Genomic DNA, 14,841 nt, shown 5'->3' with positions numbered 1-14,841 from the left:
CCGCGGCCTCGGCGGCGGCCTCGGCGGCGGCCTTCTCCGCCGCTGCCCTGGCGGCCTCCTCGGCCGCCTTCGCGGCGGCGGCGGCGGCCGCGAGACGGCGGGCCTCCTCCGCGCGGAGCAGGGCCTCCTCCGCCTTGCGCTGCTTCTCCTGGCGGAGCGCCTCGGCCTCGGCCCGGAGCCGGGCCTCCTCCTCGGCCTGCTTGCGGAGGCGCTCCTGCTCCTCGCGGCGGGCCTTCTCCTCGGCTGCGAGGCGGCGGGCCTCCTCCTCCGCGGCGATCCGGGCCTCCTCGGCCTTGCGCCGGGCCTCCTCGGCCTGCCGCTCGGCCTCCAGGCGCCGGGCCTCCTCCTCCTCGCGCCGCTTGCGCTCCTCCTCCTCGGCGCGCAGCTTGGCGAGCTGCTCCTGGCGCTCGCGCTCCAGCCGCTCCTCCTCTGCCTTGCGAGCGGCCTCCTCCTCGGCCTTGCGCCGCGCCTCCTCCTCGGCCTTGCGGCGGGCCTCCTCGGCGGCCTTCACCTCGGCCTCGGAGAGGGGCAGCATGCGGTCGAGCCGGTGGCGCACGACGGTGGTGACGGCCTCGGGCTCCTGGCCCGCGTCGACGACGAGGTAGCGCGAGGGGTCGGCGGCGGCGAGGGCGAGGAAACCGGCCCGCACGCGCGCGTGGAACTCGGGCGGCTCCGACTCCAGCCGGTCCGGCGCCTCGGTGAACCGCTCCCGGGCGGTCTCCGGGGAGACGTCGAGGAGGACGGTCAGGTTCGGTACGAGGCCGCCGGTGGCCCAGCGGGAGATGCGGGCGATCTCGGTCGGGGACAGGTCCCGGCCGGCGCCCTGGTAGGCGACGGACGAGTCGATGTACCGGTCGGTGAGGACGATGGCGCCCCGCTCCAGGGCGGGCCGGACCAGGGAGTCGACGTGCTCGGCGCGGTCGGCGGCGTACAGCAGCGCCTCGGCGCGGTTCGAGAGCCCGGCCGAGGAGACGTCGAGCAGGATCGAGCGGAGCCGCTTGCCGATGGGGGTGGCGCCGGGCTCGCGGGTGACGACGACCTCGTGGCCCTTGGCGCGGATCCAGTCGGCGAGCGCCTGGACCTGGGTGGACTTGCCGGCGCCGTCGCCGCCCTCCAGGGCGATGAAGAAGCCGGTGGCGGCCGGGGCCTGGGCGGGGTCGCCGCCGCGCAGCGCGTCGCGCAGGTCGCGGCGGAGCGGGACGCCCGCGCGGTCGTCGGCCTTGGCGAGGACGAGCGCGGCGACCGGCAGCAGCAGCGCGCCGACGAGCGCCAGGGTGAAGGCGGCGCCGCCGTGGTCGAAGACGAACTTCCCCGAGTCGGAGACGAAGCGGTGCGGGCCGATCGCGGCGGCGAGCAGCGGCGCGGCGAGCGCGCCGACGGCGATGCCCACGCGGGCGGTGGCCTGGAGGTGCGCGGTGGTGCGCTCCCGGCGCGGCTCCTCGGTCTCCTGGTCGATGAGGACGTGCCCGGTGTTGGCGGCGACGCCGGCCGCGTAGCCGGCGAGGGCGGCGAGGAGGAGCACGGTCGCGGTGTCGGGCACCAGGCCGACGGCGATCAGGGCGACGCCGGTGACGGCGACGGCGAGGGCGAGCAGCCGGCGCCGGGAGAGCACCGGCAGCACGGAGCGGGCGGTGCGGATGCCGACGGCGGTGCCGCCGCTGAGCGCGAGCACCAGCAGGGCGTAGGTGACCGGGCCGCCGTCGAGGTCGAAGGCGTGCAGGGCGGCGAGCGAGGCGGCGGCGCCGATGGCGCCGGCGACGGTGGCGCAGGCCAGGACGAGCAGCGGCACGGCTCCGGTGCGGCCCTTGTCGGCGGCGGGGCGGCGCAGCCCCTCCAGCGGCGAGCGGGGGCGCGGGGTCTGTCCGCCGGGCAGGGTGATCGCGGCGAGCACGCTGACGGAGGCGGCGAGGAGGCCGGCGGCGACGTACGCGCCGAGGGCGGCCTGGTGGAGCGAGAACCAGTCGATGCCGGAGCCGAGCAGGTTGCCGACGAGGGTGGCGGCGAGCAGGACGGCGGCGGCGGCCGGGACGGCGAGGAAGGCGGTGCGCTGGTTGAGCGTGCGCAGGGCGCCGAGGTGGTCGGGGAGCGGGCGCACGGCGTCGCCCTCGACCGGCGCGGCGGGCAGCAGCGCGGGGGCGGCGCCGTCGCGGCAGACCGTCCAGAGGCGTTCGGCGGCGCCGGTCAGGAAGACCGTGCCGAGCAGGAACCACAGGGCGTCGTCCGGGGTCCAGTCGATCCACAGCGGCGCGATGACGAGCAGCGCGATCCGCAGCCCGTCGGCGCCGATCATGGTCCACCGCCGGTCGAGGGCGGCGCCGGGCGCGGTCAGGGCGGTGAGGGGGCCGAGCAGGACGGCGCCGAAGAGGACCGTGGCGAGCAGCCGGGCGCCGACGACGGCGGCCACGGCGAAGGCGAGGCCCCGCCCTCCGCCGCCGAACGCGCCCCCGACGAGCGCGGCCTGGAGGCCGAGCAGGACGAGGACGAGGAGGGCGAGGGCGTCGCCGACCCCGCCGACGACCTGGGCGCTCCACAGCCTGCGCAGTGGCTGGTGGCGGACGAGGGCCCGTACGGCGCGCTCCCGGGAATCCGCGACGAGGGCCGCGTCGAAGACGGGGGCGGCGCCGGGGGCGGGTGCGGCTTCGGAGTCGCCCAGAAGCTCTGGCTGCTCTGCTCGCGTCATCCGTCCACCCTATCCGGACGGCCTGGCTCACCGGGCCCACAGTCGAACATATGGAGGAAGGGCGGGAGCCGCGGCTCCCGCCCTTCCTCACGCACCGCCGTCCGGCTTCCGCCGGGCCGGCCCGTCCGGACTACTCCGGCTCGGCCGCGGCCGTCTTCTTCGCGGTGGCGGTCGTCTTCGCCGCCGTCGTGGTCTTCTTCGCCGCGGTCTTCTTGGCCGCCGTCGTCTTCTTGGCGGCCGTCTTCTTGGCCGCGGTCTTCTTCGCCGGGGCCTTCTTGGCGGTCTTCTTCGCCGGTCCCTTGGCCCGCTTCTCGGCCAGCAGCTCGTAGCCGCGCTCCGGCGTGATCGTCTCGACGCTGTCGCCGGTGCGCAGGGTCGCGTTGGTCTCGCCGTCGGTGACGTACGGGCCGAAGCGGCCGTCCTTGACGACCACGGGCTTCTCGCTGACGGGGTCGGTGCCGAGCTCCTTCAGCGGCGGCTTGGCGGCGGCCCGGCCACGCTGCTTGGGCTGGGCGTAGATCGCCAGCGCCTCCTCCAGCGTGATGGAGAAGAGCTGGTCCTCGCTGGTCAGCGACCGCGAGTCGGTGCCCTTCTTGAGGTACGGGCCGTAGCGGCCGTTCTGCGCGGTGATCTCGACGCCCTCGGCGTCGGCGCCGACCACGCGCGGCAGCGACATGAGCTGGAGGGCCTCCTCCAGGGTGACGGTGTCCAGGGACATCGTCTTGAAGAGGGAGGCGGTGCGCGGCTTGACCGCGTTCTTGCCGGTCTTCGGGGTGGACTCGGGCAGGATCTCGGTCACGTACGGGCCGTACCGGCCGGCCTTGGCGACGATCTGGTGGCCGCTGACCGGGTCGGTGCCCAGCTCGAAGTCGCCGCTCGGCTTGGCGAGCAGCTCCTCGGCGTACTCCACGGTGAGCTCGTCGGGCGCGAGGTCGTCGGGGACGTCGGCCTTCTGGTAGCCCTCCTGCTCCCGCTCGCCGCGCTCGACGTAGGCGCCGTAGCGGCCGACGCGGAGCACGATGCCGTCGCCGACGGGGAACGAGGAGATCTCGCGGGCGTCGATGGCGCCGAGGTCGGTGACGAGTTCCTTGAGGCCGCCGAGGTGGTCGCCGTCGCCGTTGCCCGCGTCGGCGGCGCCGCCTGCGGCCTCGCCCTCTCCGAAGTAGAAGCGCTTGAGCCACGGCACGGACTGGGCCTCGCCGCGGGCGATGCGGTCGAGGTCGTCCTCCATGCGGGCGGTGAAGTCGTAGTCGACGAGCCGGCCGAAGTGCTTCTCCAGCAGGTTGACCACGGCGAAGGAGAGGAAGGACGGCACGAGGGCCGTGCCCTTCTTGAAGACGTAGCCGCGGTCGAGGATGGTGCCGATGATCGAGGCGTACGTCGACGGGCGGCCGATCTCGCGCTCCTCCAGCTCCTTGACCAGGGTGGCCTCGGTGTAGCGGGCGGGCGGCTTGGTGGCGTGGCCGTCGGCGGTGATCTCCTCGGCGGAGAGCGCGTCGCCCTCGGTGACCTGCGGGAGGCGCCGCTCGCGGTCGTCGAGCTCGGCGTTCGGGTCGTCGGCGCCCTCCACGTAGGCCTTCATGAAGCCGTGGAAGGTGATCGTCTTGCCGGAGGCCGAGAACTCGGCGTCGCGGCCGTCGGCGGAGGTGCCGCCGATCTTGACGGTGACGGAGTTGCCGGTGGCGTCCTTCATCTGGGAGGCGACGGTCCGCTTCCAGATGAGCTCGTAGAGCTTGAACTGGTCGCCGGTCAGGCCGGTCTCGGCCGGGGTGCGGAAACGATCACCCGAAGGCCGGATCGCCTCGTGCGCCTCCTGCGCGTTCTTGACCTTGCCGGCGTAGACGCGCGGCTTCTCCGGCAGGTAGTCGGCGCCGTACAGCTGCGTCACCTGGGCGCGGGCGGCCGCCACGGCGGTGTCGGAGAGCACGGTGGAGTCCGTACGCATGTAGGTGATGAAGCCGTTCTCGTACAGCTTCTGCGCCACCTGCATGGTCGCCTTCGCGCCGAAGCCGAGCTTGCGGCTGGCCTCCTGCTGGAGGGTGGTGGTGCGGAAGGGCGCGTACGGCGAGCGGCGGTACGGCTTCGACTCGACCGAGCGGACCGAGAAGCGGGTCTCGGCGAGGGCGGCCGCGAGCGCGCGGGCGTTCGCCTCGTCGAGGTGGAGCACCGCCTCGCTCTTCAGCCGGCCGTCGGCGCCGAAGTCACGGCCCTGGGCGACGCGCTTGCCGTCGACCGCCGCGAGGCGCGCGACCAGCGTGGACGGGTCGGAGGCGTCACCGGTGCGGCCGGTGGAGAAGGTGCCGGTGAGGTCCCAGTACTCGGCGGAGCGGAAGGCGATGCGCTCGCGCTCGCGCTCGACGACGAGGCGGGTGGCGACGGACTGCACGCGGCCCGCCGACAGCTTCGGCATGACCTTCTTCCACAGGACCGGCGAGACCTCGTAGCCGTACAGCCGGTCGAGGATGCGGCGGGTCTCCTGGGCGTCGACCATGCGCTGGTTGAGCTCGCGCGGGTTGGCGACGGCCTCGCGGATCGCGTCCTTGGTGATCTCGTGGAAGACCATCCGGTGGACGGGGACCTTGGGCTTGAGGACTTCCTGGAGGTGCCACGCGATGGCCTCGCCCTCGCGGTCCTCATCGGTGGCGAGGAAGAGCTCGTCGGACTCGGCCAGCAGGTCCTTGAGCTTCTTGACCTGCGCCCTCTTGTCGGCGTTGACGACGTAGATGGGCTGGAAGTCGTGCTCGACGTCGACGCCGAGGCGGCGGACCTCGCCGGTGTACTTCTCCGGTACCTCGGCGGCGCCGCTGGGGAGGTCACGGATGTGCCCGACGCTCGCCTCGACGACGTAGCCGGGGCCGAGGTAGCCCTTGATCGTCTTCGCCTTGGCAGGCGACTCGACGATGACGAGTCGGCGGCCGCCGTGTGCGGTCTCGCTGGTCGGGGACAACTTCGCTCTTCTCTCCGGTCGACACTCTCCAGGCCCGGTGCGGGCCCGTGCGGGCCAGGGCCGGCCCGTACGGCGCTGGCAGCGCCACGCAGCGCCGGTACGACGCTGGGCGCGCACGACAACGCCACGGACGGTGACGCTCCCGTCGCTGCGGAGTGTGACGGTACAACCCGCCCCCGTGTCAAACAGGGAAAGCCCGCAACGGCCACTCGAACGGTAACCCGACTCCTGCCCTTCCTGCCGCCCGGACTGCCGGACCGGCGGGGCGGCCGGGTGTGGAGCGCGTCTCAGCGGGCGGCGCGGGCGGCGGCTCAGAGGCGGCCGAAGCACCAGACGCCGAGGGCCAGGGAGGCCGCTCCGGCCAGCCCCGTGAGGACGGCGGCGGCCCGCGGGGCGACCCCGATCGCGACGGGCGCGCCGTGCCGGACCCGGACCGTGGTCCACAGCAGCAGCGCGCCTCCGAACAGCGCGAACGCCGTTCCCGCGAAGATCGCCGGCCCGCTCTCCATGCCCGTACCCGCTTCCCGTCCCGGCGCCGCACCCGCGCGGTGTGTCGCTCCCCGAGGTGTCCTGAGAGGGAGGCTGACACCTTCCGGCGTCAGGGACGCGAATTCCGGGTGAACGACGCGGGCCGGGCCGCGCGGTTTCACGAAGATGGCCGGTAGTGCCCCACTACTCCGTCCCCGCTCCCTGCTTCCCGTCCTCCGGAAGCAGGGACTCCGGGGTGAGGAAGCCCTCCTCGACGAGGAGGCGGATGGCCTGCGGGGTGCGGTCCCGCAGCAGCACCGGGTCCTCGCCCATGAGCTGGGCGATCGCGTCGAGGATCCGGCCGGCGCTGAGCGTGCCGTCGCAGACGCCGGCGAAGCCCGCGCCCACGTGGTCGACCCGGGTGGCGCGGCGCATGCCCCGGTTCTGGCGGAGGACGACGTGCTCGGGGTCCTCGGCACCGGGCAGCCCGACCTGCTCCTGGACCACCTCGGGGGCGAGGGTGAAGCTGTCCTCCAGCAGCGCGGCGTCGTCGTGGTGGCGCAGGTAGTCCTGGCGCTCGAAGTGGGCGCGGACGGCCGGGCCGAGCGGCTGCTCCACCGGGTGCGGCCACTCCTCGACCACGATCGACGGCTCGGCCTCGCCCGCGGCCACCGCCGGGTCGCGCCGCAGGGTGATCCAGCCGAAGCCGATCGACCGGGTCCCGCTCGCCTCGAAGGCGTCCAGCCAGCGGTCGTACGCCGCCCGGTACGCCTCGGGGTCGCCGCGGTGGTCGCCGCTGTCCCGCAGCCACAGCTCGGTGTACTGGGTGACGTCCTGCACCTCGCGCTGGACGATCCAGGCGTCGCAGCCGCGCGGCACCCAGGAGCGCAGCCGGTCCTGCCACTCCTCGCCGTCGACGTGCTGCCAGTTGGCGAGGAACTGGGCGTACCCGCCGTCGTTCAGCCGCTCGCCGGCCTGCTGGACGAGGGTGCGGCACAGGTCGTCGCCGCTCATCCCGCCGTCCCGGTAGGTGAGTCCGGCGCCGGGGGAGATCACGAACGGCGGGTTGGAGACGATCAGGTCGTACGTGTCGCCGTCCACCGGCTCGTAGAGCGAGCCCTCGAGCAGCTCGGCCTCGCGGGCCCCGGAGAGGGCGAGCGTCAGCCGGGTGAAGTCCAGCGCCCGCGGGTTGAGGTCGGTGGCGGTGACCAGGGTGGCGTGCCGGGCCGCGTGCAGGGCCTGGATGCCGGAGCCGGTGCCGAGGTCGAGCGCGGCGGCGACCGGGGTGCGGACGGTGATGCCCGCGAGGGTGGTGGAGGCGCCGCCGACGCCCAGGACGACCCCCTCCTCCTTGCTGCCGATCCCGCCGGCCCCGCCGACGGCGCAGCCCAGGTCGGAGACGATGAACCAGTCCTCGCCGTCGGGGCCGCCGTACGGCCGCACGTCGACGGTCGCGCGCACGGCGCCGTCCTCCCGGACCACCCAGCCGTCGGCCAGGGCCTCCTCCAGCGGGAGCGCGGCGGCGGCCGGGCCGTCCGCGACGGCCCGCTGGAGCAGGAAGAGCCGGACGAGGGTCTCCAGCGGGGAGTCGCCGCGGGTGGCGCGCAGGGCGGGCACGGTCTCGCTGCGGGCGAGCGCCGCGTAGGCGGGGGCGCCGAGCAGGTCGAGCAGGCCGTCGGCGGTGAAGTCCGCGGCGAGAAGGGCCTCGCGCAGTCGGGCGGCGTGCGCGGGCACCGGAAGGCTGGGGGTCAGGCTGGTCGTACTCACGCGCTCCATTGTGACGGCCGCCACCGGCAACCCGGTCACCGACAGCCCGACGGCCGGCCCGGGAGTGGTCCCGGGCCGGCCGTGCGGACGCCGTCGCGGCCGCCGGGACCCCGCGCGGGGCGGAGCGCCCGGCCTCGGGCCGCGGAGCGGTCAGGACTCCGCGGAGGCGGTGGCCTTCGCCTTCGGCGAGGCGGAGGTGGTGGGCGTGGCCGTGGCGCCCGCCTTCGGGGAGGCGGAGCCGGTCGGCGTCTTCGGGACCGACGGGGTCGGCTTCTGGCAGCCCGGCTGCTTGGCCATGGCCTGACCCAGCTCGCCGTTCTCCAGGTTGGCCAGGGCGTTCTGGTCCATCTTCTCGATCTTGGTGAGGCCGTCGGCGACGTCCTTGAGCCCCTCGGCGAACTTCTGCTGGTTCGTCGGGTCGAGCGCGTCGACCTGCTTCTTCAGCCCGTCGTAGGCGACGGCGGTCGCGTTGAGCTCCGCGATGACGTCCTTCTGGACCTTCTCGCCGTTCTCGATCGGCGGGACGCCGGCGGTCTCGACGGCCTTGGCCAGCGCCCGGTCGGCGTCCGCGATGTCCTTGAACGCCTGCGAGTCCGCGGCCTGGATCTCCGCCGGACGGCTGTCGGCCGCGGTCGAGATGATGATCTGGTGGGCGTCGGCCCGCTTCTGGATCTGCGGCTTCGCCTGGTCGCAGAACGACTTGGCCCAGTCGTTGACCTTGTCGCCCTCGTCCTCGCTGCAGCCGGACAGCACGAGCACCAGTACCGCACCGCCGGACAGCGCTGCCGCAAGCTTCTTGTTCACCGGATCGGTCCCTTCCAAGACTCTCGGCCCCGGAACATACACGCCGCGCGGGTGACTTCCACCTTTCGTACGAGTGATTCATCCCGTGTTGAATCCGTTTGAACCAAGCGGCGCCGGGCCTCCGGGCCCCTCCCCCGCCCCGGAAATGAGACGGACGCCACGTCAGGCGACGGTCACCGGACGCCGCTTGGAGACCCACACGGAGACCCCCACCACGAGCAGCGCGAGGACGGCGATCCCGGCCCGCGCCCAGGCGTTCGCGTCCTCGCCGTACCCGAAGCGCACGACGGCCGGGGCGATCAGCAGCGCCACCAGGTTCATCACCTTGAGGAGCGGGTTGATCGCCGGCCCCGCGGTGTCCTTGAACGGGTCGCCGACGGTGTCGCCGATCACCGTCGCCTCGTGCGCCGGGCTGCCCTTGCCGCCGTGGTTGCCGTCCTCGACCAGCTTCTTCGCGTTGTCCCAGGCACCGCCGGAGTTGGCCAGGAAGACCGCCATCAGCGCGCCGGTGCCGATCGCCCCGGCGAGGTACGCGCCGAGCGGTCCGACGCCGAGCGCGAACCCGACCGCCACCGGTGCGGTGACGGCGAGCAGCCCGGGCGTGGCCAGCTCGCGCAGCGCGTCCTTGGTGCAGATGTCGACGACCCGACCGTACTCGGGTAGTTCGGTGCCGTTCATGATCCCGGGGTGCTCGCGGAACTGCCGCCGCACCTCGTACACCACCGAACCGGCCGACCGGGAGACCGCGTTGACGGCCAGTCCGGAGAAGAGGAAGACGACGGCCGCGCCGAGGATCAGACCGACCAGGTTGTTGGGCTGCGAGATGTCCATGGAGAGGGTGAGTTCACCGGCCCGCGCGCCGACCTCCGCGACCGAGGTGGCGATGGCGTCCCGGTACGAGCCGAAGAGCGCGGCGGCGGCGAGGACGGCCGTCGCGATCGCGATGCCCTTGGTGATCGCCTTGGTGGTGTTGCCGACGGCGTCCAGCTCGGTGAGCACCTGCGCGCCGGCGCCCCGCACGTCCCCGGACATCTCGGCGATGCCCTGCGCGTTGTCGGCGACCGGCCCGAAGGTGTCCATGGCGACGATCACGCCGACGGTGGTGAGCAGCCCGGTGCCGGCGAGTGCGACCGCGAAGAGCGCGAGCATGATCGAGGCCCCGCCGAGCAGGAACGCGCCGTAGACGGCGAGGGCGATGAGCAGCGCCGCGTACACGGCGGACTCCAGGCCGATGGCGACCCCGGCGAGGACGACGGTGGCCGGGCCGGTGAGGGCGGAGCGGCCGATGTCCTGGACGGGGCGGCGGCCGGTCTCGGTGAAGTAGCCGGTGAGCCGCTGGATCAGCGCGGCGAGCACGATCCCGATGGCGACGGCGACGAGGGCGAGGACCCGCGGGTCGCCGTCGTGCCCGGTCAGGCCCGGTTCGGTGACGCCGGCCAGCTCGGCGTAGGACGACGGGAGGTAGACGAAGGCGGCGACGGCGACGAGGACGAGGGAGACGACGGCGGAGACGAAGAAGCCGCGGTCGACGGCGCGCATCCCGCCGCGGTCGGAGCGCCGGGGCGCGACGGCGAGGATGCCGACGACGGCGGTGAGCACCCCGATCGCGGGCACGACCAGCGGGAAGACCAGGCCGTGGTCGCCGAAGGCGGCCTTGCCGAGGATGAGGGCGGCGACCAGGGTGACGGCGTACGACTCGAAGAGGTCGGCGGCCATGCCCGCGCAGTCGCCGACGTTGTCGCCCACGTTGTCGGCGATGGTGGCGGCGTTGCGCGGGTCGTCCTCGGGGATGCCCTGTTCGACCTTGCCGACCAGGTCGGCGCCGACGTCGGCGGCCTTGGTGAAGATGCCGCCGCCGACCCGCATGAACATGGCGATGAGGGCGGCGCCGAGCCCGAATCCCTCCAGGACCTTGGGCGCGTCGGCGGCGTAGACGAGGACGACGCAGGCGGCGCCGAGCAGCCCGAGCCCGACGGTGGACATGCCGACGGCCCCGCCGGTGCGGAAGGCGATCCGCATCGCCCGGCGGGCGGCCTCGGCCGGGTCCCGGCCGGGCTCTCCGGGGCCCGGGGCGGCCTCCCGGGCGGCGGCGGCGACCCGGACGTTGGCCCGCACCGCGAGGCGCATCCCGACGTACCCGGTGACCGCCGAGAACAGGGCCCCGACCAGGAAGAACAGCGAGCGCCCGGCCCGCTCCGACCAGGAGTCGGCGGGCAGCGCCATGAGCAGGAGGAAGACGACGACGGCGAAGAGTCCGATGGTGCGCAGCTGGCGCGCGAGGTAGGCGTTGGCGCCCTCCTGCACGGCGGCGGCGATCCGCCGCATCGCCGGGGTGCCCTCGTCGGCCTTGAGCACCTGCCGGCCGAAGAGCCCGGCGGTGACCAGTGCGGCGAGGGCGACCCCGGCGATGACGGCGACGATCGTCCGGTTCCCGCTGGTGAGCACCGCCGCGGCGAGGGCGGCGGAGGCCTGGGCCAATTCCGGTTCCGGGTGCATGGGCACGGATCATAGGCAGCCGAAGCGGTACAAACCGGCTCCCGCAGGCGGCACCCCGGTGGAATCCTTCGATTGCCCCTGGAGACCCCGGGACGCGTGAAGAGGCCCTGCCGCGGGGCAGGGCCTCTTCAGGTACGTCAGGTACCGCGCTCGGGGTGCGGGGTCAGGACAGGACGTCCGCGTCCGTCTCCGCCGGCGTGGTGGGCCAGCTCATCCGGATGGTGCCGCCGTCGTCGCCGGCGGTCACCTCGACGTCGTCGACGAGCCCGCGGATCACCGCGAGGCCCATCTCGTCCTCACCGTCGGCGTCGTCGGACTCCCCCGGGGCCTCGGCGCGCGCGCCGGGGACACCGGCCGCCGCACCCGCACCGGGCACCTCGTCACCGACCTCGATGGAGAACGTCTTCTCCTCCTCGGTCAGCACGACCCGGATGGGCGTGGTGACGCCGTTGCCGCGGTGCAGCCCGACGGCGCGGGAACACGCCTCGCCGACGGCGAGTCGCACCTCGTCGAGGACCGCCTCGTCCACCCCGGCCCGGCGGGCGACCGCGGCCGCCACCAGGCGGGCCGTACGGACGTGCTCGGGCTGGGCGCTGAAGCGGAGTTCAACGGTGGCCATGGGATACCCCCGGTCAGTCGACCGCGTTGACGGCCTCGTCGACCGAGGTGTGGATCGGGAAGACCTTGGTGAGGCCCGTGATCCGGAAGATCTTCAGAATGCGCTCCTGGTTGCAGACCAGACGCAGCGAGCCCTCGTGCGCGCGCACGCGCTTCAGCCCACCGACGAGCACCCCGAGTCCGGTGGAGTCGAGGAAGTCCACTCCCTCCATGTCGACGACCAGGTGGTAACTGCCGTCGTTCACCAACTCGACCAACTGCTCGCGCAGCTTGGGCGCGGTATAAACATCAATCTCGCCACCGACCTCGACGACCGTACGGTCGCCGCCAGCTCCGGGCACAGTGCGAGTCGACAGGGACAGGTCCACGGATCCTCCAGCACCTTGCTATCGGGCGTTCGCCCCTCTGCGTCTCCCGGTCGGAGTCAGAGAACGAATCGCCAGCCGCGATGGCATTCAATCACTTACCAGCAGCCATGCACGACGCCTTGGGAGCATTGTCCGTCACGCCGGTGACACACTCGGTGCCGATGGCCAAGAATCACCGCACCGCTCGACCCGCCGGGGACACGGGCAGCCGCCCCTCCCCGCACCGGATCCTCGAACGGCTCACCTCGGGCGAGAGCCGCGCCGCGCGCATCACTCATATGGAGCACATGCCCGCTCGGACGGGCCGCCATGCCGTCTGGCCGGACCGGATCCGCTCCGAGGTGATCGCCGCGATCCAGGAGGCCGGGATCGACCACCCCTGGGCCCACCAGGCCGAGGCCGCCGAGCACGCCCTCGACGGCGAGTCCGTGGTGATCGCCACGGGAACCGCCTCGGGCAAGTCGCTCGCCTACCTCGCCCCGGTGCTCTCCACCCTCCTCGACGGCGCGGAGGCCGCGAACGGGCGCGGGGCGACCGCCCTCTACCTCTCCCCCACCAAGGCCCTCGCCGCCGACCAGCGGCGCGCCGTCCGGGAGCTCGCCGCCCCGCTCGGCAACCGGATCCGGCCCGCCGTCTACGACGGCGACACCCCGGTCGAGGAACGGGAGTGGGTCCGCCAGTACGCGAACTACGTCCTCACCAACCCCGACATGCTGCACCGGGGCATCCTCCCCGCCCACCCCCGCTGGTCCTCCTTCCTGCGCTCGCTGCGCTACGTCGTCATCGACGAGTGCCACACCTACCGGGGCGTCTTCGGCTCCCACGTCGCCCAGGTCCTGCGCCGGCTGCGCCGGGTCTGCGCCCGGTACGGCTCCGATCCGGTCTTCCTCCTCGCCTCCGCCACCTCCGCCGACCCGGCCCACGCCGCCGGGCGTCTCACCGGCCTGCCCGTCACCGAGGTCTCCGACGACGCCTCCCCGCGCGGCGAACTGGTCTTCGCCCTGTGGGAGCCGCCCCTCACCGAACTCCACGGCGAGCGCGGTGCCCCGGTCCGCCGCACCGCCACCGCCGAGACCGCCGACCTCCTCACCGACCTCACCCGGCAGGGCGTCCGCACGGTCGCCTTCGTCCGCTCCCGGCGCGGCGCGGAGCTGATCTCGGTGATCACGCAGGAACGGCTCTCCGAGCACGACCGGAAGCTCGCCCGGCGGGTCGCCGCCTACCGGGGCGGCTACCTGCCCGAGGAGCGGCGCGCCCTGGAGCGGGCCCTGCACTCCGGCGAACTCCTCGGCCTCGCCGCGACCACCGCCCTGGAACTGGGCGTGGACGTCTCCGGCCTCGACGCCGTCCTCATCGCCGGCTACCCCGGCACCCGGGCCTCGCTGTGGCAGCAGGCCGGCCGCGCGGGCCGGTCCGGCGAGGGCGCCCTCGCCGTCCTGATCGCCCGCGACGACCCGCTGGACACCTTCCTCGTCCACCACCCCGAGGCGATCTTCGACCAGCCGGTCGAGTCGACCGTCCTGGACCCCGACAACCCCTACGTGCTCGCTCCCCATCTGTGCGCCGCCGCGTCCGAACTCCCGCTCACCGAGACCGACCTCGCCCTCTTCGGCCCCGCCGCGCCCGGCCTCATGCCCCAGCTGGAGGCGGCCGGGCTGCTGCGCCGCCGCGCCGGCGGCTGGTACTGGACCCGCCGCGAACGGGCCGCCGACCTGGCCGACATCCGGGGCGGCGGCGGCAGCCCGGTCCGGATCGTGGAGGAGGGCACCGGCCGGCTCCTCGGCACGGTCGACGAGGCCGCCTCCCACACCGCCGTCCACCAGGGCGCCGTCCACCTCCACCAGGGCCGCACCTACCTCGTGCGGAAGCTGGACCTGGAGGACTCCGTCGCCCTCGTCGAGGAGGCCGTCCCGCCGTACTCGACCACCGCCCGCGACACCACCTCCATCCGCGTCCTGGAGACCGACACCGAGATCCCCTGGGGCGCGGGCCGCCTCTGCTACGGCTCCGTCGAGGTCACCAACCAGGTCGTCTCCTTCCTCCGCCGCCGGCTGATCACGGGCGAGGTGCTCGGCGAGACCAAGCTCGACCTGCCGCCCCGCACCCTGCGCACCCGGGCCGTGTGGTGGACGGTCACCGAGGACCAGCTCGACGCCGCCCGGATCACCCCGGAGATCCTCGGCGGCGCCCTGCACGCCGCCGAGCACGCCTCGATCGGCATGCTGCCGCTCTTCGCCACCTGCGACCGCTGGGACATCGGCGGCGTCTCCGTCCCGCTCCACCCGGACACCCTGCTGCCGACCGTCTTCGTGTACGACGGGCACCCCGGCGGCGCCGGGTTCGCCGAGCGCGCCTTCCACACCGCCCGCACCTGGCTCACCGCCACCCGGAAGGCGATCGCCTCCTGCGAGTGCGAGGCGGGCTGCCCCTCCTGCATCCAGTCCCCCAAGTGCGGCAACGGCAACGACCCCCTCCACAAGCGCGGCGCCGTCCGCCTCCTCACGGAACTCCTCCGGGAGGCACCCCGGGAGTCGCCCCAGGAGACGACCCTTGAGGCGGCTCCGCAGGAGCCGGGGTCGGGGGCGGGCCGGGATCCGCAGGAGCCGGGGCCAGGGGTGGACCGGGATCCGTAGGAGCCGGGCCCGGGGGTGGACCGGGATCCGCAGGAGCCGGGCCCGGAGGCGAACCAGGAT

Annotated in this window: 9 protein-coding genes; 1 reads left to right on the top strand and 8 read right to left on the bottom strand. The window is 73.9% G+C overall.

Annotation, left to right across the window (positions count from 1 at the left end; all coding sequences use genetic code 11):
* The 8 genes from tmk to IE321_RS22155 all read right to left on the bottom strand — a co-directional run.
* Positions 1-2,680 (bottom strand): dTMP kinase (gene tmk, locus IE321_RS22190; RefSeq protein WP_190224257.1); only part of this gene is annotated, 2,680 nt, incomplete at its 3' end.
* A gap of 130 nt (positions 2,681-2,810) precedes the next feature.
* A complete protein-coding gene (gene topA / locus IE321_RS22185; protein ID WP_190224256.1) occupies positions 2,811-5,627 on the bottom strand; it encodes a type I DNA topoisomerase in 2,817 nt (938 codons plus the stop codon).
* Between the two features lie 311 nt (positions 5,628-5,938).
* Positions 5,939-6,136 carry a hypothetical protein gene (locus IE321_RS22180; RefSeq protein ID WP_190224255.1) on the bottom strand — a complete coding sequence of 66 codons (198 nt, stop codon included), beginning with the start codon at positions 6,134-6,136 and terminating at the stop codon, positions 5,939-5,941.
* Positions 6,137-6,299: 163 nt separating this feature from the next.
* Positions 6,300-7,871 (bottom strand): DUF7059 domain-containing protein, encoded by a 1,572-nt coding sequence (locus IE321_RS22175; protein WP_190224254.1) that lies wholly within the window; start codon positions 7,869-7,871, stop codon positions 6,300-6,302.
* A 141-nt stretch (positions 7,872-8,012) separates the two neighbouring features.
* A complete protein-coding gene (locus tag IE321_RS22170) occupies positions 8,013-8,666 on the bottom strand; it encodes a hypothetical protein (protein WP_043221106.1) in 654 nt (217 codons plus the stop codon).
* Between the two features lie 162 nt (positions 8,667-8,828).
* Positions 8,829-11,162, bottom strand: a complete 2,334-nt coding sequence (locus tag IE321_RS22165) for a sodium-translocating pyrophosphatase (RefSeq protein WP_190224253.1) — start codon at positions 11,160-11,162, stop codon at positions 8,829-8,831.
* A gap of 163 nt (positions 11,163-11,325) precedes the next feature.
* Positions 11,326-11,781: an ATP-binding protein gene (locus IE321_RS22160; protein WP_043221109.1), complete on the bottom strand. Its 456-nt coding sequence runs from the start codon at positions 11,779-11,781 to the stop codon at positions 11,326-11,328.
* Positions 11,782-11,794: 13 nt separating this feature from the next.
* Positions 11,795-12,148 carry an STAS domain-containing protein gene (locus IE321_RS22155; protein ID WP_030749286.1) on the bottom strand — a complete coding sequence of 118 codons (354 nt, stop codon included), beginning with the start codon at positions 12,146-12,148 and terminating at the stop codon, positions 11,795-11,797.
* Positions 12,149-12,228: 80 nt separating this feature from the next.
* Between IE321_RS22155 and sftH the strand changes: the two genes are divergently transcribed.
* Entirely contained in the window at positions 12,229-14,781 is a 2,553-nt protein-coding gene (sftH, locus tag IE321_RS22150; protein ID WP_226652125.1) for a DEAD/DEAH box helicase, read from the top strand.
* Positions 14,782-14,841: the final 60 nt, after the last annotated feature.

This window comes from Streptomyces hydrogenans, assembly GCF_014656075.1.
Taxonomy (GTDB): domain Bacteria; phylum Actinomycetota; class Actinomycetes; order Streptomycetales; family Streptomycetaceae; genus Streptomyces; species Streptomyces hydrogenans.
The sequence above is the reverse complement of the archived record's forward strand: the minus strand, read 5'-3'. Positions and strand labels throughout refer to the sequence as shown.